This window comes from Pseudoalteromonas rhizosphaerae (assembly GCF_902498845.1).
In the GTDB taxonomy this organism is placed as follows: domain Bacteria; phylum Pseudomonadota; class Gammaproteobacteria; order Enterobacterales; family Alteromonadaceae; genus Pseudoalteromonas; species Pseudoalteromonas rhizosphaerae.
Genome location: NZ_CABVLM010000003.1, coordinates 304,541 through 326,142 on the forward strand (window position 1 = coordinate 304,541; position 21,602 = coordinate 326,142).

The 21,602-nt window shown below is 39.6% G+C and carries 18 protein-coding genes; 14 read left to right on the forward strand and 4 right to left on the reverse strand.

Annotation, left to right across the window (positions count from 1 at the left end; genetic code table 11):
* Positions 1-399 precede the first annotated feature (399 nt).
* Positions 400-948 carry an HdeD family acid-resistance protein gene (locus PSR9079_RS06580; RefSeq protein WP_149980838.1) on the forward strand — a complete coding sequence of 183 codons (549 nt, stop codon included), beginning with the start codon at positions 400-402 and terminating at the stop codon, positions 946-948.
* A gap of 77 nt (positions 949-1,025) precedes the next feature.
* Here the strand turns inward: PSR9079_RS06580 and PSR9079_RS06585 are convergent, their stop codons facing one another.
* The gene (locus PSR9079_RS06585) at positions 1,026-1,898 is read right to left on the reverse strand and encodes a mechanosensitive ion channel family protein (protein WP_145237382.1); all 873 of its coding nucleotides are present in this window, start codon (positions 1,896-1,898) and stop codon (positions 1,026-1,028) included.
* A 180-nt stretch (positions 1,899-2,078) separates the two neighbouring features.
* Here PSR9079_RS06585 and PSR9079_RS06590 point away from each other — a divergent pair, with 180 nt between their 5' ends.
* The 6 genes from PSR9079_RS06590 (at position 2,079) to PSR9079_RS06615 (ending at position 9,380) form a co-directional block, all read left to right on the forward strand.
* Positions 2,079-2,288 carry a hypothetical protein gene (locus PSR9079_RS06590; RefSeq protein WP_145237750.1) on the forward strand — a complete coding sequence of 70 codons (210 nt, stop codon included), beginning with the start codon at positions 2,079-2,081 and terminating at the stop codon, positions 2,286-2,288.
* A gap of 252 nt (positions 2,289-2,540) precedes the next feature.
* Positions 2,541-4,673, forward strand: a complete 2,133-nt coding sequence (locus PSR9079_RS06595) for a M3 family metallopeptidase (protein WP_149980839.1) — start codon at positions 2,541-2,543, stop codon at positions 4,671-4,673.
* A 143-nt stretch (positions 4,674-4,816) separates the two neighbouring features.
* Positions 4,817-6,244, forward strand: coding sequence for an amidohydrolase family protein (locus PSR9079_RS06600; RefSeq protein ID WP_149980840.1), 1,428 nt, complete (start codon positions 4,817-4,819; stop codon positions 6,242-6,244).
* Positions 6,245-6,335: 91 nt separating this feature from the next.
* Positions 6,336-7,181, forward strand: coding sequence for a carboxylate/amino acid/amine transporter (locus PSR9079_RS06605; RefSeq protein ID WP_149980841.1), 846 nt, complete (start codon positions 6,336-6,338; stop codon positions 7,179-7,181).
* 69 nt (positions 7,182-7,250) lie between these two features.
* Positions 7,251-8,576 carry a glycerophosphodiester phosphodiesterase family protein gene (locus PSR9079_RS06610; RefSeq protein ID WP_149980842.1) on the forward strand — a complete coding sequence of 442 codons (1,326 nt, stop codon included), beginning with the start codon at positions 7,251-7,253 and terminating at the stop codon, positions 8,574-8,576.
* A gap of 69 nt (positions 8,577-8,645) precedes the next feature.
* Positions 8,646-9,380 carry a dienelactone hydrolase family protein gene (locus tag PSR9079_RS06615; protein WP_149980843.1) on the forward strand — a complete coding sequence of 245 codons (735 nt, stop codon included), beginning with the start codon at positions 8,646-8,648 and terminating at the stop codon, positions 9,378-9,380.
* A gap of 8 nt (positions 9,381-9,388) precedes the next feature.
* Here the strand turns inward: PSR9079_RS06615 and PSR9079_RS06620 are convergent, their stop codons facing one another.
* Positions 9,389-10,312, reverse strand: coding sequence for a LysR family transcriptional regulator (locus tag PSR9079_RS06620; RefSeq protein WP_149980844.1), 924 nt, complete (start codon positions 10,310-10,312; stop codon positions 9,389-9,391).
* 144 nt (positions 10,313-10,456) lie between these two features.
* On the opposite strand from PSR9079_RS06620, the gene PSR9079_RS06625 reads away from it, so the two are divergent.
* The 4 genes from PSR9079_RS06625 (at position 10,457) to yghU (ending at position 17,276) form a co-directional block, all read left to right on the forward strand.
* The gene (locus PSR9079_RS06625; protein ID WP_149980845.1) at positions 10,457-11,140 is read left to right on the forward strand and encodes a type 1 glutamine amidotransferase domain-containing protein; all 684 of its coding nucleotides are present in this window, start codon (positions 10,457-10,459) and stop codon (positions 11,138-11,140) included.
* A 103-nt stretch (positions 11,141-11,243) separates the two neighbouring features.
* Positions 11,244-11,840: a rhomboid family intramembrane serine protease gene (locus PSR9079_RS06630; protein WP_145237407.1), complete on the forward strand. Its 597-nt coding sequence runs from the start codon at positions 11,244-11,246 to the stop codon at positions 11,838-11,840.
* 790 nt (positions 11,841-12,630) lie between these two features.
* Complete coding sequence (locus tag PSR9079_RS06640) at positions 12,631-15,924, forward strand: ligand-binding sensor domain-containing diguanylate cyclase (RefSeq protein ID WP_246175496.1); 3,294 nt, start codon at positions 12,631-12,633, stop codon at positions 15,922-15,924.
* A 512-nt stretch (positions 15,925-16,436) separates the two neighbouring features.
* Complete coding sequence (yghU, locus tag PSR9079_RS06645) at positions 16,437-17,276, forward strand: glutathione-dependent disulfide-bond oxidoreductase (protein WP_149980847.1); 840 nt, start codon at positions 16,437-16,439, stop codon at positions 17,274-17,276.
* A 44-nt stretch (positions 17,277-17,320) separates the two neighbouring features.
* Here the strand turns inward: yghU and PSR9079_RS06650 are convergent, their stop codons facing one another.
* Positions 17,321-17,824, reverse strand: a complete 504-nt coding sequence (locus tag PSR9079_RS06650) for a DUF6622 family protein (protein WP_149980848.1) — start codon at positions 17,822-17,824, stop codon at positions 17,321-17,323.
* A gap of 361 nt (positions 17,825-18,185) precedes the next feature.
* Here PSR9079_RS06650 and PSR9079_RS06655 point away from each other — a divergent pair, with 361 nt between their 5' ends.
* Both PSR9079_RS06655 and PSR9079_RS06660 read left to right on the forward strand, forming a co-directional pair.
* Positions 18,186-18,785 carry an FMN-dependent NADH-azoreductase gene (locus PSR9079_RS06655; protein ID WP_149980849.1) on the forward strand — a complete coding sequence of 200 codons (600 nt, stop codon included), beginning with the start codon at positions 18,186-18,188 and terminating at the stop codon, positions 18,783-18,785.
* 219 nt (positions 18,786-19,004) lie between these two features.
* Positions 19,005-19,433: an OsmC family protein gene (locus PSR9079_RS06660; protein ID WP_145237444.1), complete on the forward strand. Its 429-nt coding sequence runs from the start codon at positions 19,005-19,007 to the stop codon at positions 19,431-19,433.
* A gap of 107 nt (positions 19,434-19,540) precedes the next feature.
* Here the strand turns inward: PSR9079_RS06660 and PSR9079_RS06665 are convergent, their stop codons facing one another.
* Positions 19,541-20,152: a flavin reductase family protein gene (locus PSR9079_RS06665; RefSeq protein ID WP_149980936.1), complete on the reverse strand. Its 612-nt coding sequence runs from the start codon at positions 20,150-20,152 to the stop codon at positions 19,541-19,543.
* A gap of 94 nt (positions 20,153-20,246) precedes the next feature.
* On the opposite strand from PSR9079_RS06665, the gene PSR9079_RS06670 reads away from it, so the two are divergent.
* Entirely contained in the window at positions 20,247-21,560 is a 1,314-nt protein-coding gene (locus PSR9079_RS06670; RefSeq protein ID WP_149980850.1) for a DASH family cryptochrome, read from the forward strand.
* Positions 21,561-21,602 lie beyond the last annotated feature (42 nt).

A 21,602-nucleotide genomic window follows, 5' to 3' on the forward strand; every position in this document is an offset into this window, starting at 1 on the left:
AGCTGCGCGGACCTCTTTGTCGAGAGTGCAAAACGAAGTAAAGAGGCTGAACGAACGCTGAAGATTATAGCATTGTGTGACACTTTTGCTGCATTAATATGTACAATAATATAAACTTTTTACAACAAATAACGGCACGATAAGCGAACTTGAGAGATTTTATGCAATTATATTTGTTTTATGCGGACATTTGTCCTGTCAATAAGATCGTTGTAAATGTATTGAGCATCACAAGTGGGAGCCGCTAAGTGACTATAATGCTCATTGAGTAAACCTAGCATAGCCAAATTTAATTCTGCTATACAATGCTTCTGCAAAGTTAATCGATATATTTTATTGATAAATCATACCTTATGCTAATGTATATAAACACGACAGAGCTAATCATTAAGGATTAAGATGGATCTAACCACCACACTTTCAAAAAACTGGTCAGTACTGTTAGTACGCGGCCTCATTGCAATTATTTTTGGCGTTATTACTTGGTTTGCACCCAATGCATCTCTGAGTATTATGTTGTTATTTTTTGCGGGCTATTTTTTATTTGATGGCATACTAAGAACATGGGTTGCTTGGAACTCTAAGCAACACAATCCCTATTGGCGCTGGTTATTGGCCGGTGGGGTGTTATCAATCATCGCAGGACTAGTTACCCTATTTGCACCAAACGTTACCGCGATACTATTACTTTATTATGTCGCTGCGTGGGCCATAGCGATTGGCGCTGTTGAAATTTTAATTGCGCTTAAATTAAGAGCGGAGATATCTAATGAGTGGATATTAATTATTACTGGGGCAATATCAGTATTGTTTGGTTTATATTTAATCTTTAATCCTAGCGCAGGGATCCATACTTTACTTTGGTTAGTCGCCACTTACGCCGTACTATTTGGTGCTTTAATTGTATTATTTTCATTAAAGCTAAGAAAGATGGCACAACAGCAATAACTCATCAATAAAAACGAAGTAATTTGCTACTCGTTGCAGCAAATTACTTCTGCAAGACGATACCGGTACCGCTGGATTTATTTCGTTGCTCGTCCCCGCCTTAATGCAATTTCACCATCAATATGTATATCACGTTGTGGGAAAGAAATAACGACATTATGCTCAGCAAATATTTTATATACGCTAAAACGAATATCACTGCGGACTTGGCGCAACATGGTTTCTGATTCAGCACAAACCCAAAAAATAGCATTGAACACTAAAGAGCTTTCTGCAAAATCATCAAATAACACTGAAGATGCCGGCGTCGGGAGTATTGCAGGATGTTCGCTCAACACTTGTTTGATCAGTTTTTCAACTAACAATACATCTGATCCATATGCCACACCAACACTGACAGACGAACGAGCATTGCGGTCAATCAAGGTCCAATTCGTCACTGTGTTTTCGAGTAGTTGACTGTTTGGTATAAGCATGTGTACACCATCGTTGCGACGAATGCGCGTGGAGCGAGTATTAATCGTTTCAACCACCCCTTTGGCGTTGCCCACTTCTAAGAAATCTCCAATACGAATTGGCCGCTCCCACATTAAAATCCAGCCACTAATAAAGTTATTAATGATATTTTGTGCCCCGAATCCTACACCAATAGCTATAGCGCCAGAAACAAAGGCAAATGCTGTTAACGGAATATTTAACACTTCAAGGGAGGTAAATATTAAAATTGCGATACTTAACACTAAATAAATACGGGTAAATAAATGCACCGCATCAGGGTTCATTTTACGTGCGAGCAGAGTTTTTCGTATTAATCGACCAATCCATGTAACCACAAACCACATGGCAAAGAGTATCAAAGGCACTTGAATAACTTTAGCTACAGTAATTTCGATATTGTTATAGCTAAAAATTACATACGATAAATAATGAGAGATTGACTCTAACGTCATACTTTTTCCAAAATTAATAAAACAAATAGCTATTCAGGGTTAAGTAAGTTTAGCACGCCATAATGGCATTTACGGAGAAGTTAAAGTTCAATATGTTTTTTATGAACAAATCATTAACATTTTCTTACAGGTAATGCTATATAAGTACTGTAAGCTTAAATAAAGCACGAGGAACGAATGATGTCACAACTGACCTTAAATCAAAAATTAGCCACGCTACAACCTTTAGTTGATTTGCAACTGTTTGAATCAAGTATTGAATACCGCAATAAAATTTTGTCTGTGCTTGCAGAGCAAGAACATACTCTTAATTGCATTAACAAAGAGTTTGGTCACCAGCAACCGGCAAGTTTTGGTAGCGAAAAAAAGTTTGTTTTAGGTTACAACTAATTTTGCTACTTCGCGCATGCAATATAAACCAAAATTCTCAATTAAGTACCAACCTGTAGTAGCTTTAATACGTCCTACTGTTTAAGGCTACTATTTCTCGATTTGCACTATTTTTACCTAAAAACACGTTTTTTGCGCTCAATCCCCACCTTAAACCGATAAACTTAGTTGTATATACATGAAAATTTGCTAAGTTATGGGTGTTTTATGTCTCGCCTGTTTTTCAAGGCTCACCTATTTTATGGAGTTCTCATGCGTAAGACCCTTATAGCAACTACAATTGCTAGTGCATTATTATTATCTGCTTGTAGTTCGCAAAACGATGCAGATACAAAAGAGCAAACGACTCAAGTACAAACAGCCAATGTAGACAACGTATTAATGAAACCAAGTCCATTACAATATATGGCACCAGAATTTGATAAATTTGGTACCAGTGATTATGAACCGGCATTTGATGCAGGTATTGCGCAGCAAAAAGCGCAAATCACGGCTATCGCTAACAACCCAGCTCCAGCTACATTTAAAAACACCTTAGTTGAATTAGAACTATCTGGCGAATTGCTTGATCGCGTTTCAACCGCTTTCTATAACTTATCTGGTTTGATCTCTAATGATGAGTATCAACGTATTGCAGCAAAAATGGCCCCAGTGTTATCTGCGCATTCTGATGACATTTATCTTAACAAAGCCTTATTTTCACGTGTTGAAACCATTAATGGCAATAAAGCGAAGTTAAATGCCGAAGATCAGCGTTTAGTTGAGTTTTACTACACTAAGTTTGTTAACGCAGGTGCAAAATTAGATGAAGCACAAAAAGCCAAAATGCGTGAAATCAACGCAGAGCTTGCTAAGTTATCAACAGCCTTCTCGCAAAACGTATTAAAATCGTTTAAAGAGGACGTTGTATTAGTAACCGATAAAAGCGAACTTGCTGGCCTTTCTGACGCTGAAATAGCAAGCCTTGCCGCTGCCGCTAAAAAAGCAGGTAAAGAAGGCTACATGATCACGTTGGTGAACACCACGCAACAGCCGATTCTCAGCAGCCTAGAAAACCGTAAGTTACGTGAACGTATTTTTAAAGCATCAACGACTCGTGCGCAAAATACCAATGGCCCTATCATTATCAAAGAAACCAATTTGCGCGCTCAAAAAGCAGCACTACTTGGCTACAAAAATTGGGCTTCATATGTAATGACCACACGTATGGCTAAAACCACTGAAAACGTTTATGGCATATTAGATGACTTAGCACCTAAAGCCGTAAATAAAGCAAAAGCTGAAGCTGCTGAAATTCAAAAAGTAATTGATGCATCAGGCGAAACGTTTACTGTACAACCATGGGACTGGGCATTCTATTCTGAAAAAGTGCGCCAAGCTAAGTACGACCTAGATCCTGCTTTAGTTAAGCCATACTTTGAAATGCAATCAGTGATCCATAACGGTTTATTCTTTGCGATGGAAAAACTATACGGCATTACTTTCAAAGAGCGTAAAGATTTACCACTTTATCACGAAGATGTAATGGCGTTTGAAGTGTTCAACGCCGATGGTAGTTCTATTGGTTTATTCTACATGGACCCTTATGCTCGTGAGGGTAAACGTGGCGGTGCTTGGATGAGTGCATATGTTAGCCAAAGTGGCTTAAAAGGCACAAAACCTGTAATTTATAACGCGCAAAACATTCCTAAACCTGCAGATGGTCAGCCAACACTGATGACTTTTGACGAAGTTACGACTATGTTCCATGAATTTGGTCATGCGGCACACGGTTTGTTCTCAGACGTAAAATACCCAAGCCTTGCAGGCACTGCAACAGCTCGTGACTTTGTTGAATTCCCGTCACAAGCGAACGAAGATTGGAACATCGAACCAACTGTACTTGCTAACTACGCGAAGCATTACAAGACGGGTGAACCAATTCCTAAAGAATTACTCGACAAAGTACTTGAGTCACAAAACTTCAACCAAGGTTTTGGTACCACTGAGTATTTAGCTGCAGCATTACTTGATATGGAATGGCATTCATTTGGTGTTGATAAGAAAATAACTGATGTACAAAAATTTGAGCATGACGCGTTAGAGAAACACGGCATTGCTTACTACCCAGTACCACCGCGTTATAAGTCTTGCTACTTTAGCCACACCTTTGCTGGTGGCTATTCAGCAGGTTACTATGCATACCTTTGGACTGAAGTATTTGCAGCTGATGCCTTTGCGCATATGACAAAGCAAGGCGGCTTAACTCGTGACAACGGTGATAGCTTCCGCAAAGAGATTTTATCAAAAGGTAACAGCCGCGACTTAATGCAAAGCTATATTGAGTTCCGTGGTCAAAAGCCAACTACCGACGCTCTACTTAAGCGCCGTGGTTTAGTTAAGTAAGCCAAACTAATTATAATGGGAGTCCGTAATGGGCTCTCATTTTTTATCGCCATTATTCATCCTAACCTTGTTACCTTCTAACTCAAATCAACACCTTACAGAAGATATATATGCTAATCTAAATAAAAAATTTAGGTTACACAATGCAAAATATACTTTTATTTTCAACTTGCTTACTACTGACTGCATGTGCTACAGGGCCAACTGAGCACGCCGATATAGTGATCGCTAATGCGACGATCATCGACGTAACAACCGGACAACTCAGCGTTGAACAATCCCTTGCTATTCGCGATGGTGTGATCATAAAGCGCGCTAACAACTCACTAAAAAATAACTACATTACTGATAATTACATTGATGCTAATGATCAATTTTTAATGCCAGGCCTTTGGGATATGCATGTCCATTTTGGCGGCGGTGAAGCGCTTATAGCCGAAAACAAAGCCCTGTTACCACTTTACCTCGCGTATGGCATTACTACAGTACGTGATGCTGCTGCTGATTTAAGTGAGTCAGTTTTAAGCTGGCGAGAGCAAATTAATAATAACCAATTAGTTGGCCCGACCATTTATACATCAGGGCCCAAACTCGAAGGTAAAGACTCTATTTGGCCTGGCGACTTAGAAGTTGAAACAGTCGAGGAAATGAATGCTGCTATTGATACGCTTGATGCTATGAATGTGGATTTTGTGAAAATCACCGATAGTGCATTAACACCTGAACTTTATTTAAAAGCAGTTAAAGAAGTGAAAAAACGTGGCTACCAAATATCTGGTCATATTCCGTTTTCGCTATCAGTTACAGATGTATCAAATGCAGGGTTAGATGCCATTGAGCATATGACCTACTTGTTAAAAGCCGCAGCAATTAATGAACCTGAAATATCAGCAAAAGTGGCTTCAGGTGAACTGAGTTACCGCAGTGCTTTGCCAATTATTACAGCAAATATTGATAACCAAACAGCTTTAAATAAATACGCCGTGTTAGCTCAAAATAACACGGCCGTAGTACCTACTTTAATTGGTGGTCAAATCACCGCTTATATTGATGAAGATAACCATCAAGATGATGAGTTTTTAAATTATTTAGGTAAAGGTCTTAAAGCCACTTACCAATGGCGTGTAGACAGAGCCAATAAAGATACCCAAGATCAAATCAAACAACGTAAAGAACGCTTTGTTAAAACAGCTCAATTACTACCTTTAGCACAACAGGCTGGCGTATCAATTATTGCTGGGACCGACGCTGGATTTTTAAATTCGTATATTTACCCAGGTTTATCTCTTCATCAAGAGCTGGCTATTTTTAGTGATTATGGCTTAACGCCATTACAAACATTGCAATCAGCAACACTTGCTGGACCACAGTTTTTAGGTAAAACGGCGCAGTTTGGAGAACTTACAGAAGGCAAAACCGCCGATATCATTTTCTTAACTGATAACCCATTAATTGATGTACGTAACACGCAAAAGCTCACTGGGGTTATTTCTCATAGTAGTTATTACAATCAAGCAGCACTTGAACAGCTAAAAGTAGATGCCAAGCAATTCGTTAGTTCACAACAGTAAATTAATCACCGGGCTCAGGTTACTTCACTGAGCCACTCCCTTTAATACTCTTTGTAGTATACACTCGCGCTTTTAGTTTGGAGTAAGCACTATGGGCTACTTATTTGCCGTCACTCTATTATGGGCGTTTTCATTTAGTTTAATTGGCGTATATTTAGCAGGTCAAGTTGATGCTTGGTTTAGTGTATTAATTCGCGTAGCCCTAGCCACACTGCTATTTTTACCGTTTTTAAAACGAACACCTCCCCAACTTGCTTGCAAACTCATGCTGATAGGCGCAGTACAACTCGGTATTATGTATAGCTTTTATTACCACTCATTTTTGTTCTTAAGTGTGCCTGAAGTACTGCTATTTACTGTAATGACCCCGCTTTACATCACGTTATTAAACGATGCGTGCAACAAGTATTTTAACCCACAGTTTTTTATAGTCGCTTTTATTGCCGTGCTGGGTGCAATTACTATTCGCTATGAAAACTTAGACAGTAACTTCTTAGTCGGATTATTACTGGTACAAGGCGCTAATATTAGTTTTGCTGTAGGACAAGTAACCTACAAACGTTTAATGCTAGGTAAGCAGCTTGATGATAAAACTGTATTTGGCTGGTTTTTTATTGGTGCACTGATTGTTGCAAGTAGCTGTTATGTCTTATTTGGTAACTCAAACAAATTACCAAGCACCTCAACACAATGGGGCATATTGATTTATTTAGGAGTTGTGGCATCTGGTGTTGGCTATTTTATGTGGAATAAAGGCGCCACGCTTGTCAATGTGGGCGCACTGGCGGTGATGAACAACTTGCTTATTCCTGCAGGCATTGTTGTTAATCTACTTATTTGGAATAGAGACGCGGACATACTCAGATTAAGTATTGGCGCGGGGGTTATGCTATTTGCCTTAGTGATAAACCAAATAATGGCTAAAAGAGTAAATTAGTTACCCTGTAGTTAAACTGTCACTAATAATTAGTAAGGTAGCGTCCACTTTGATTTTTAAGGACAAATAATGAAGCACACACCTTTACTAACTAGTTGTTTATTATTAATTACACTCGCTGGCTGCGATGACGATGTAGAAATAGTCGAAAAAGAAGTGGTTGTTACCAACACTGAGGTTGAAATTGTTAAAGTTCCTACCCCGGTTATTGTTGAAGTCGCGCAAGGTACGAATATTCAACTCGGTGCTCGCCCCGACTACTTAATTGACGATATGGCCACCAGCGCACTAAAAACAAAATTAGAATCGTGCAAAGACGGCCCTTTTTATCGTACTGATTTTTCAATTGGTCACCGCGGTGCACCTATGCAATACCCAGAGCACACTAAAGAATCTTACATTGCAGCAGCTCGTATGGGCGCTGGCATTGTCGAGTGCGATGTGACGTTTACAAATGATAAAGAGCTGGTATGCCGCCATTCACAATGCGATTTACATACCACCACTAATATTTTAGCGATCCCAGAACTTGCCGCTAAATGCAGTGTGCCATTTACGCCAGCGGATCCTAACAGTGGCACACCCGCTGCAGCTAAATGTTGCACCAGCGATATTAGCCTGGCGGAATTTTTAACCCTTGAGGGTAAAATGGATGGCGCGAACACCAATGCCACCAATGTTAACGATTATATGAATGGAACACCGAGTTGGCGCACTGATTTATACGCCACCTCAGGTACACTCATGACCCATAAACAAAGTATTGCGCTATTTAAAGAGCTGGGTGTAAAAATGACCCCGGAGCTGAAATCGCCTCAAGTGAGCATGCCTTTTAATGGTATGACTCAAGCGCAATATGCACAAAAGATGCTGGATGAATACACGCAAATGGACGTACCCGCAAACCATGTTTATCCGCAATCATTTAACCTAGCCGACGTAGAATATTGGATTAGCACTAATCCTGAATTTGCAGCGCAAAGTGTGTATTTGGATGGTCGCGACAGCAATGCAGGGTTTGATCCTAATAACGCAGCAACATGGCAGCCAAGCATGGCAGAGCTAGCTACTGATGGCGTTAAAATTATAGCGCCCCCTATTTGGATGCTGCTAACCATAGATAGCGACAGTAATATTGTACCCTCACAGTACGCTATAGATGCTAAGGCCGCAGGGCTTAATATTATTGCATGGAGCCTTGAACGCTCTGGCCCTCTAAATGAAGGCGGCGGTTATTATTATCAATCTATTAGTGATGTTATAGATAACGATGGCGACATGTTAACTGTGGTTGATGTTTTAGCACAAGAAGTGGGGGTCATGGGGATATTTTCCGATTGGCCAGCAACCGTAAGTTACTATGCTAGCTGTAATAAAATGCCTGCAAGTATTTAAACTTTAAGGCGTGTTTATTTTATCGCGCTCAGTTACCATATATTTTATATTATTTAACTGAGCGCTTTTATGATCATCCAACACCACCATGCAGACTTGCCTACCCCAACAGGTTTAATGCGCACCACGGTTTACCGCCCCGAAATGTCAGGGCAATTTCCCGCGATTATTTTTTATTCTGAAATATTTCAGCAAACCGCGCCTATTGCTCGCAGCGCTGCACTTTTAGCAAGCCATGGTTTTGTAGTACTTGTGCCAGAAGTGTTTCATGAGCTAAACCCTATCGGGACAGTGCTTGCTTATGATGATGCGGGTAAAGATAAAGGCAATAACGATAAGTGGGCAAAACCGCTTGAATCCCACGACAGCGATACCCAAGCGTTAATCGACTTTGTACAAACACAAGACTATTGCACCGGCTCTGTAGGTACTATGGGTGTCTGTATTGGCGGTCACTTAGCTTATAGAGCCGCATTAAACCCACACATAAAAGCCGCATTTTGCTTATATGCCACCGACATTCATAGCGATACACTCCCCGCACAAGCCGGTAATAACTCGTTTGAACGCATGGCTGATATACAAGGTGAGATTCACTTTATTTGGGGAAAGCAAGACCCCCATGTGCCACAACAAGGTCGCGACAAAATTTATCAACAAGCTGTTAGTACGGGTATTAATTACCAATGGCAAGAAGTTAACGCCCAACATGCCTTTATGCGTGATGAGGGTGAGCGATACGACGGCGCACTCGCAATCACCATGTACCAGCAAGCCGTTGCATTATTTAACCGTACTTTGTAAGCCATAAATTAGACATTTTTAAGCATACCCAATGCGGTATGCCTTTTTATGAAATAATCTTTTAAATAATCGATAAATAAGCGCAGCTTCTTAGAATCGGCGCCGCCGGGTGGAAATACGCCGTAAAGTTCTATATCTTTACTTTTATAGTCATCGAGTACAATTTCCAATAGCCCAGCTTGAACTTTTGGCCATGCATCGTAAAGTGGAATACGCCCGATGCCATGGCCTGCTTCAACAAAAGCAGTTCGCGCCGCAGCGTTATTAGTCCTTAAACCACCTTGCATAGTTAAGTTATGCTTTTTACCATCTTTTTGTAGCGTTAATGTTTTACTGCCGAGCTGATACACCACCCATTGATGTTCGCTTAATTGCGCTGGAGTTTTAGGTTTACCGTAATGGGCAAAATAATCTGGCGAGCCACAAATACAGGTACTCATAGTAGTGAGTTTAGTCGCTTGTAAATTGGAGTCACTAAGCGCCACACCGCGAATTGCAAAATCAAAGCCATTTTTAATAATATCAATCACTTCGTCACTTAACTGTAAATCAATATCGATTTTGGGATACTGACGTTTAAAATCATTGATTGCAGGCACAACTAACTGCATACCGACATTCACCGGGCAGCTAATTTTAAGTAAGCCTTGTGGTTCGCTTTTTATATTTTCTATTTGCTGTTTAGCCGCATTAGCTTGCTCAGTAATAATTCTGCAGCGCTCATAATAAGCAATCCCCGCTTCGGTAAGTGCCATAGTTCGCGTTGAACGATTAAGCAGCGTCACTTCCAGTTGGGTTTCTAATTTTTTTAAGTGATAACTTGCCACTGCACGAGTAAACCCCAATTGTTTGGCGGCCGCCGTTAAACTGCCCTGCTCTACAATTTGTGCAAATACCACCATACTTTTGAGTTGCTCAAACGATACCTTCATAAGATCTCCTATACTGACTTACTTTATTGTATCAATTATTAAACCAATAAAGTTGAATTTATCATCGTTGTTTAAAGTGACCTTAGTGCATATAGTAGTTAGTAAGATAAATTAAAAATTTAAATCATCAGAAGGAATATGGTTATGGCTAAAAAAATACTTATGGTTCTTACCTCTCATGCAGAGCTTGGCAATACCGGTCATAAAACGGGCTTTTGGGTCGAAGAATTTGCGGCTCCTTATTATGCATTTATTGATGCCGGTGCTGAGGTTACACTCGCATCAGTAAAAGGCGGGCAACCACCGATTGATCCAAATAGCGCCGCACCTGATGCCGCAACAGATGCTACAAAACGTTTTGATAACGACAGTGCAGCACAAACATTGATGGCCAATACAAAAGCGCTTGGTGATGTAAATGCCAGCGACTTTGACGCCGTATTTTACCCAGGCGGTCATGGCCCATTATGGGACTTAGTTGACAATACAGACTCAATTTCATTGATTGAAGACTTTATCAAAACAGAAAAGCCTGTTGCAGCTGTTTGCCACGCAAGTGCCGTGTTTTTAAATGCTAAAAATTCAGATGGCAGTGCATTGGTTGCAGGTAAGAAAGTAACTGGCTTTAGCAATAGTGAAGAAGCCGCAGTGCAACTTACTGACATTGTTCCATTGTTGGTAGAAGATGAGCTAATCAAAAAAGGCGGTGATTACCAAAAAACGGATGATTGGGGTGTGCTCGCATTAGTCGATGGCTTATTGATCACCGGTCAAAATCCTGCCAGTTCTGAGCTTGCAGCGCAAAAACTGCTAACCCAATTAGGCTAATTCTTTAATATTGTATCTAAAGCCTTGCTTAACCCAGCAAGGCTTTTCAATTAAGCATCAGGATAGGTATACTCAGTCAAACATATTTAAAATTAAGTGATGTATGGCAAACCCAAAAAGCTCTTTGAGCATTCCTCCTCTAGTCAGTAAACGCTTTACGCTTATTGGTATTATTTTATTGTGTGTTTTACTGCAAATTATTAATAGCTTACCAGGCGTTAACTTAAATGGATTAGGTATTTACCCTCGCAGTCTAAGTGGCTTAACGGGTATTTTTTTCGCGCCTTTTTTACATGGCGGCTGGGCACATTTACTTAGTAACTTAATCCCATTTGCAGTGCTTGGCTGGCTAGTCTGCCAATATAGCGTCAAACGGTTTTGGGCTGTATTTATCTTTACGGCTGTGGTTGGAGGATTACTGGTTTGGCTATTTGGTCGCGCTAATATTCACGTTGGCCTGAGCGGTGTACTTTATGGCTTGTGGGGCTTTTTAATTTGCTACGGCATTATGCATCGGTCATTTAAGGCCATTGCTATTAGTGTCGCGGTGGTATTTTTATATAGTGGTTTAATTTGGGGCGTTTTGCCACAGCGTCCCCATGTGTCATTTGAAAGCCACCTGTTTGGCGCACTCGCTGGTATTCTTATTGGCTATTATTTAGCAAAACAAGATAAGAAAAGCGCAAGTTACAAGCTTTAAAGTTAGCAAGGTTAAAGATAAAATATTAACCGTCATTATCTCGGATTAATTCAATTTGCGCTTTCTCAATTTCGGTTAGCGCTTTATATCCAAAAGGATAAGGCCAACCATAACCCCATCTAAATGTTGTTGGAGAATATGGACTACCGCCAACACGCACACCGCGAGCATGAGTTGTGCTATTTACGCCTCGCTTACTTCAGCTACACATTCACGAAGTCCATTATCAACAATATGCCTTTGCTCATACGTACCATCTTGGCAATAACTATAATCGTGGGCGGTACAGCAAAATAACCATAATTATTGCTGAGCAGGTAACAAACTTCGAGTAAATTAGGGGCGATCAATCGATATGGAACCAACTTTAGCTGCAGGTTTGTTTTATCCAGGGTCTGAAACCGCAATCTTGTATTAGTGATTTCAGCATTTTGCTAGCTATTAATCAGATATTGATACTGCTAAATTATTATACTTTGCCAATAATGTTGAGCCTTTTTAATGATTAAGCTACTTAAATTTACTTAATAACTAACTACACTCGGTTATAGAACCTATAATTAAAGCAATACCTTAACAAGAAACTATTTCTTCGTGTATAACTCTCAAAGTATGATTATGAATCGAAGCTGCTATTTTCCTAGCGTAAACGATGGCTCAACAGGTAAATAACTACAATCAAGAGTAGCTATTAGCTGATTATTACTCTTTTTAAGAATTATTTAGCCATAAAACATAGTAGATCGGAGTCCTATTTTTGACAAAGATAATTAAACACCTGAGCATAGTTTTGTTAGCACTCATATTTGCAATGTCATTTGCTTTTGCTAACGCGCCATCAGTTCATTTTGAACGTCTATCTATCAAAGATGGCTTACCTCAAAGCAGCGCGAAAGCGGTGTTACAAGATCGTAAAGGGTTTTTATGGGTTGGTACTGAAGAAGGTTTGGCCCGTTATGATGGTTATGAGTTTAAAGTTTTCAAAAATAGTTTAGATAATCTCCACTCACTCTCAAATAATTATGTAACTGTTCTTTTTGAAGATCAACAGAGCGATCTTTGGATCGGCACCAGAGGTGGTGGCCTAAATCGCTTTAGCTCTACAACTGAACAATTTACGCATTATCGCCATCAAGCAACAAATCTAAACAGTTTAAGTAATGATACCGTGCATGCTGTTACGCAAGATAAACAGGGAAATATTTGGGTGGGGACAGACGGTGGAGGCCTTAACCGTTTTAATCCTGTCACCGAACAATTTACTCATTATCGTCATCAGCAAGCAAACTCTGCAAGCTTAAGTGATGATGCTGTTAGTGTTATTACTGAAGATCAACAAGGAAACCTATGGGTAGGCACGTGGAGTGGCGGCTTAAATCGTTTTAATCCTATCACTGAACAATTTACTCATTACAAACACCAAGCAACAAACCCTAATAGTATAAGTAATAATGCTGTAAGTGCCATTCTTGAAGATAAACAAGGTAACCTATGGGTAGGAACAAAGGGTGGCGGCCTTAATTATTTTAATATCACTTACGATAAATTTACTCGCTATATCCATAATGCAACTGTGCCCAAGAGTCTGAGCCATAATGAAATAGCAGCCATTACCGCAGATCAAGAAGGTAACCTTTGGTTAGGAACTTTAGGTGGTGGACTCAATTATCTCAACTTAAAAACCCAAAAATTTACCCACTATCGCAATCAGACAACAAACCTAAATAGTTTAAGTAATGACAATATTCGAGCCATCACTTATGACCAACAGGGTAATCTTTGGATAGGAACCGATGGCGGCGGACTTAATCGCTTAAACTCACTTACTAAACAATTTGCTCACTACCATCATCAAGCTAATAAACCCAACAGTTTAAGTAATAATATAATACGCGCTATTACCGAAGACAGTCGAGGCATACTGTGGGTAGGAACTTGGGGAGGCGGTTTGAATCGCTTTGATTCCGTCACCGAGCAGTTCTCTCATTACCGTTATAATGAAGATGATCCCAACAGTTTGAGCGACGATAAAGTCTATGCCATCACTGAAGATCGCCAAAATAATCTTTGGATAGGCACTGATGGTAATGCCCTTAATCGTTTTAATCCAATGACAGGGGAATTTACTCACTATCGTCATGATCCTAGCAATGTTAACAGCCTAAGTGATAATGCGGTTAGTGCCATTACTGAAGACCAGCATGGCGATCTTTGGTTTGCCACGTGGAAAGGTCTTAATCGCTTTAATCCAATTACGGAGCAATTTACTCATTATCGCTATCAAGCAGATAACCCTAATAGTATAAGTAATGACAGTATTCGGGTGATCACTGAAGATCAACAAGGTGATCTTTTGCTAGGGACTTGGAAGGGCCTTAATGTTTTTAATCCAAACACCGAAAAATTTATTAATTACAAACATCAGCCAACAGATCCTAGCAGCTTAAGTAATGACACTGTCTACGCGATTACCGAAGATCGAAAGGGAAATATTTGGATAGGTACCGCCAGTGGCCTTAACTTATTCAACAAAACTACCGGTAAATTCACTCGTTTTCTGAAAAAAGATGGCCTACCTAATAACGTTATTTATAGGATTGAAGAAGACAATAAAGGCAGTCTTTGGCTGAGCACAAATCTTGGTTTATCTAACTTTGATTTTAATACAAAAACATTTAAAAATTACAATATGGATGATGGATTACAAAGTAACGAGTTTAATGCTGATGCATCATTTAAAAATAAACGCGGTGAATTATTTTTTGGCGGGATCAATGGTTTTAATCGTTTTTTCCCCGATAAAATAATCAGTGATACCCAACAACCAAAGGTTGTTATTACTGATATGTTACTATCTAACCAATCCGTACCTATCAGCAATGTAGTGCCATTAGATAAAAAATCAGACATAATTAAAAACACGCCTAATAGTAGCTATTCTTTAGAAAAACCAATTCACTCCACTTCTGCAATCACCTTAACTCATCAACAAAACCTTGTAACATTTGAATTTAGTACACTGCATTTTTCCAATCCCAAAAAGAATCAATATGCCTATAAAATGGAAGGTTTTAATGAAAAGTGGATCACAACTACTTATAAAAACCGCCGCGCAACATATACCAATTTACCAACCGGCAATTATATTTTACGCGTTAAAGCCAGCAATCCATATGGCATTTGGAACGAAAAAGGAGTAGCCCTTAAAGTCACTGTATTACCACCGCCATGGCTATCATGGTGGGCATACTCATTTTATTGCACGTTACTCCTGTTCATTATTTGGTTATTTGTGCGCGCACAACGCAAAAAAGTCATATTTATAAAGAAGCTAAATGAGCAATTAGAAATTAAAGTGGCTGAACGGACACTAGGTTTACAAAAAGCGAATGACGAATTAGCTAAAATTACTGTAACCGACGAACTCACAGGATTAAATAACAGACGATTCGTCGCTAATAATTTGCAAACAGACATTGACTTAGTGCTACGAAAATATCGCACTCATGATCAAAATAATGATATTGAAAATCATAGTGAATCAGACTTAATCTTTTTTATAATCGACCTAGATCACTTTAAACAAATAAATGATCTTTATGGTCATGCCGCAGGTGATAGCGTATTAATGCAAATTAAACCTATTTTAAAACACGTTTTTAGAAATACCGACTATCTTGTGAGGTGGGGAGGTGAAGAGTTTTTAGTAGTTGCCCGCTTTACCGACCGAAAAAATGCACCGCTACTTGCGGAAAGATTAAGAGCATCGTTTGAAATGCATAATTTTGTCATAGATGACGGAACTATTATCAAAAAAACATGCTCAATTGGCTATGCTAGTTTTCCTTTTTCAATAAATAATCCCGAAAGTTTAAATTGGGAACGAGTTGTAGATATTGCCGATCACTGTTTGTATGCAGCGAAAGAATCAACAAGAAATGCTTGGGTAGGACTAAGCGACATTGATTGTTACGATGATAATTTATTTGTAGCCATCACTGAAAAAACGCAGCAATTGATCAACCTCGAGCAAATAAAAGTAGAGTCTTCAATTCTTAAACCGGATAAAATAAAGTGGCATTAATACACTTTTGTTTACTCCATTAAATAGAGTTAAGTAGTTGCAGGTTTATCTTCTAATTATACAAAAAACACTTAAAAAATAGCCGCGATGTAAACCAATAAACACACGATATGCTTATTACGTGGCGTGGCAGTTTATATTATACCTTATGATCTCAGCGTCATTGTCACTAATACAACGGCGTGATCAGTGCTTTGGTGGTCATGCTCAATCAAGGGATGGTCGTAGTTGTACGAATGAGCTCTGCAGCTCTGCTTAGCTCATATTTAATAACATTACTCATTGATATGTGGTAACGCAATTGTCGTTCAAATTCATAGAAAGTATTCAGTGGCTCAAAGATTAAATGTCGTAATTTAAAGCTGAGTAACGGAGACAACATAAACATTGCATCATCTAAATGATCTTCATATTACTCATGAAAGTTATCTTTGCTTCCCTTGCTCTAAATGATCAACTAGGATGGGTTGTTCGTAACCTTAATTAAAGTAACCAACGTTTAAGGAGTTTTGATGAGTAACAGCGAAAACTATACCCCGCCTAAAGTATGGCAGTGGGACGCGGAAAGTGGCGGTGACTGGGCAAAAATAAATCGACCAATTGCAGGCGCTACGCACCAGCAAGATTTACCCGTTGGTGAGCACCCTCTTCAGCTTTACTCACTGGCAACCCCTAATGGCCAAAAAGTCACCATCATGCTTGAAGAACTGTTAGAGCTTGGTATCACTGAAGCCGAATATGATGCGTTTTTAATTAAAATCGGCGATGGCGATCAATTTGGCTCAGGCTTTGTGGGTGTTAACCCTAATTCAAAAATTCCAGCGCTGATGGATCACAGTACGACCCCTATAACGCGAGTGTTTGAGTCAGGTGCTATTTTACAATACTTAGCAGAGAAGTTTGATGCGCTAGTGCCAAGCGACCACACCAGTAAAACCGAATGCCGTAACTGGTTATTTTGGCAAATGGGATCAGCACCTTATTTAGGCGGTGGTTTTGGTCATTTCTATGCCTATGCACCACACAAAATGCAATATCCTATTGACCGATTTACGATGGAAGTTAAACGCCAGCTAGATGTATTAAACCGCCATTTAAGTGATCATGATTACATGGCTGGTAGTGACTATTCAATCGCAGATATTGCTATTTGGCCATGGTATGGCTCGCTGGTATTGGGATATTTATACGACGCCGCCGAGTTTTTAGATGTTGAATCATATACCCACGTGATGCGCTGGGCAAAACAGATTGAACGCCGCCCTGCAGTAAAGCGTGGTCGCAGAGTTAACCGGACTTGGGGCCCAGAAGATGAGCAACTAGCCGAGCGCCACAGTAAAAGCGACTTTTAACGAAAACCTAACAGCGCGATTAGTATGACTAACCGCGCTGTTACTTATGCTGGCTGTAAATCTATTTGGTTATCTCGCGCCTGCAGGATCTGTAAGCCGCGAGCTAAGAATATGCCACTTAAAATACCGTAAATCGCGCTGACAATAACCATAAATTCTGTACTTTGCGTAACTGCTAGTTGTATTGCCAACATCACTCCAACACAATATTTAGTAAAGAAAATGGCCATTATTAGTATAAATGGTACTTTGCTACCAGGTATATGAAACACATGCTGCTCACTTATGTAGCGCACTCCCTTTGGCAAACCGAATTGACGAGCGACTCCCCAACCAAGTACTAAACACACAAACCAAACAGCTAATGCAATTACACCAGAAAATGCGGAGTACACCCCAAAAACTGACAGGCCAGCCATTGTGACAGGTAACACACAAACACTGCGTAACGTGACCTCTCTTGCTCGGGTTTGTTTGACACCAAGCACAATCAGGCCGGCAAATAACGCGAACACCCACAGCGGTGTATGTTTAATTATATCAATCACTAAACTTCCTTTTTATTGTTGTTATTGCTTATTGTATTAGTGCCTTGAGCTTAATCTTATTTAAATAATTAATAAAGTTACAATTACATTTTTTTAACCTTTATATACGTAGCAAGCTTAATGGGCCATCTCGATGCTAACTTAGAGAATAGTAAAAGGCGACGACAAACAAATATCGCAGAGTGTAATCGCCATCATTTCAGTCGTAGCAAAACAACAGCGCAATTTGATAACCAAAAACCACTCAGCAGCAAACTAAAACATTCTCTTAAATCGAATGGTTAAGCCATTAAATTGCATTGTTAATTTGTAATATAAAAGGATATGCTCTTATTAGTAATTTACAATTAAAGGAACGGCTATGAAGAACGTATTATTAATCAACTCATCGCTCAACGGTGAAAACGGTAATTCACATCAGCTTAGTGAGCAGTTCATTGCTGAGCTTACACAAAAAACTGACATTACAGTGACTCGTCGTGATGTTGCCGAAAACCCATTACCACACCTAACTCAAGCTGAAATGGGCGCATGGATGACAGAGCCTTCAGAGCGTAGCGATGAGCAAAACAAACTGGCTGCTATTTCTGATGAGTTGGTCACTGAGCTGCAAAATAATAAACTCATCGTGATGGGCGTCCCTATGTATAACTTTGGTATTCCATCTACATTAAAAGCGTGGATCGATCGTGTTGCTCGCGCTGGCATTACGTTTAAATACACTGAAACAGGCCCAGTTGGGTTAGTTGAAAATACTAAAGTAGTTATTCTTGCTGCTCGTGGCGGTATGTACTTAGGTACTGATATGGACACGCAAACTAAGTATCTAAAAGACTTTTTTGCATTTTTAGGCATCAAAGATGTGGACTTTATTTATGCTGAAGGCCTAAATATGCCAGGTGGTGATGACAGCAAAAACGCCGCTAGTAAAGAAATTTCAGATTACGTATCGGCACTTTAATTTTTTGATAAACAAGCGGTCAGTAAGGATCGCTTTTTAGTTAGCCATGCTGATTTCATTTATTACACATTCTTATCGTCAGTGGATCCGTGTAACTCAACATTCAATACTTTTGTAAACTTGGTGCTTATGTTGCAACACTCTCTATAAACCGCCCATTTCGCTATGCAAAGGTGAAATCTTTTCACAGTTAGCGAAATTATTACAAAGGAGATGAGTATGACGATTAAGAAATCTGCACAATCACATTGGTCTGGCGATATTAAATCTGGTAAAGGTCAAATTAGCACCGAAAGCGGCGCTTTAGATAATCAGCCCTATGGTTTTAATACGCGCTTTGAAGATAAAGCGGGCACTAACCCAGAAGAACTAATAGCTGCGGCGCACAGTGCTTGCTTTAGTATGGCGCTATCACTTGCGTTAACTGAAGCAAATTACGTTGCTGATGATATCACCACCAGTGCAGTGGTTAGTTTAGATGAAGTGGATGATGGCTTTGAGGTTAGTCATATAGCCTTAAGTGTAGAGGCAAAAATTGCCGGTATTGCTGAATCAGAATTTAAAAAACTGTGCGAGCAAACCAAACAAGGCTGCCCTATCTCAAAATTAATGAATGCTGAGATATCTCTCACTATGGCACTCAACTAAGCTAAAAAATTAACCGTATATAAGCCAAGTAATTATTACTTGGCTTTTTACTGCACGGTTTTTACTATACGTAAAAGGTATAAACATAAAATAACGTAAAATTTCAGCTAAATCTCTGGCCTAGCCAAGCTAAATAAATCATGCGTTGTCGTAAAGTAATCTCCGCCCATTTTACCAACGGTATTTAAAGCTCTTGGGTCAATATAGCCGTTAACAAGTACACTTTCATCAATATAAATACCAACTACATTTAATAACAACATTTGCCCGCCACCTGCTTGTTCAGAAATAGTGACCACGTCACGTAAGCTACATTCATAACGAACCTTAGCTGCTGCCACCCCCAATGGAGTTACTGATTGACTTGCACATGATGCGATCCCCACAGCCGTAAATTCACTAGTTTGCGAAGAAAAATTACCGCAGCTTTGATTCATTTGCTCCACCAAATTATGACTGACCACATTGATAACGCACTCTTTTGTGGCCAGTAAATTGTTTAAGGTATCCTTGTTTTGATTCTCAGCTGGATTTACCTGAGTCACACTCAATACCGGTGGATTAACACTTGCCACGGTAAAAAATGAATACGGCGCAATATTCGCCACGCCATCACTACTTAACGTGCTTATCCACGCGATAGGCCTTGGCGTGATCCCACCAACCAATTTACTGTATGCCCCTTTTTGCTCGTCAGGATCAGTTAAATCAAAATACATCATCACCTCATTAAATTTAAACTCATTAAACTAAACGCCTTTTCACTTTGTTACGTATTAAAGACAAAGTAAATGAAAAAAACGCTTTATTACTATGACACACTCTTTGTACTGGTTTACTAACGATTTACGACTAAGCGATAACGCACTAATCTCTCTTGCTGCAAAGCAAGATACTGCACTTAGCTTTGTATATTGTGTTGACCCTCAATGGTTTAAAAGCAATCACCATGATTGCCAATCAATGGGACAACATCGCTGGCAGTTTTTAGCGCAATCTTTACAACAGTTAAACAATACTCTGAAAGACTATGGGCAACATTTAGTGATCTACCATCAAGCTGCTCATGAGGTGATTGAACATTATTATCACCATCACAACGTGCGTACTCTATATTGCAGTGAACAAATTGGTTACGATGAGCAGCAAACGCTACTCAATGTAGCGAAAAATCATGCTGATCTTGTTATTAAACAAGCTAATACATTTACCTTATATGACAACCAGCAACTTCCTTTTACTATTAATGAACTGCCAGCAACATTTAGTCAATTCAGAAAACTAATTGAGCAAACAACGCCCACTATCAATACACTTTTAGATCCTCCAGAGTACATAGCCAGACCTTTAATTGCTCCAATGCCTTGGCCAACTACATTGCCTAATGTCAGTAAAGAACGAGCGTTATTCGCAGGTGGTGAACAAAGTGCGACTGATCACCTAGCTGATTACTTTTCAAGTGCTAATCCATCTACCTACAAAGAAACTCGCAACGCTTTAGCTGGTATTGAAAACTCAACCAAGTTTTCTCCTTGGCTTGCTAATGGCTGCATTAGTGCTCGGCAAATAGTCAACGCTTTGCGTAATTATGAGCACATTCATGGCGCAAACGACTCAACTTACTGGATTTATTTTGAATTACTGTGGCGTGAATACTTTCAACTATACAGCCTGCGTTATGGCAATAAGTTATTTTCTTTTGCCGGAATTACAAAGCGTAAGCCACTAACCAGTTTTTACCCACAGCGATTTAAGCAATGGTGCACAGGCACAACACCGTATCCCATTGTCAATGCATGTATGAAACAGCTGAATAAAACCGGCTATATGTCAAATCGTGGCCGGCAATTAGTTGCAAGCTGCTTGGTAAACGAGCTCAAGCTAGATTGGCGCTTTGGCGCTGCTTATTTTGAACAACAACTGATTGATTACGACGTGGCATCTAATTGGGGAAATTGGCAATACCTTGCAGGTGTTGGCGCGGATCCTCGTTCGGGTAGGCATTTCAATTTAGTAAAGCAAACCCAAACCTACGATGCTAATAATCAATTTATTAATCACTGGCAAGGTGATGAGGTACACGCCATAGACTCGTTAGATGCCGCAGATTGGCCGTTAAGCAGTTAATAATGCTTAAAGAATAGCGGTGGTGAGAATAAAAGTTGTAGC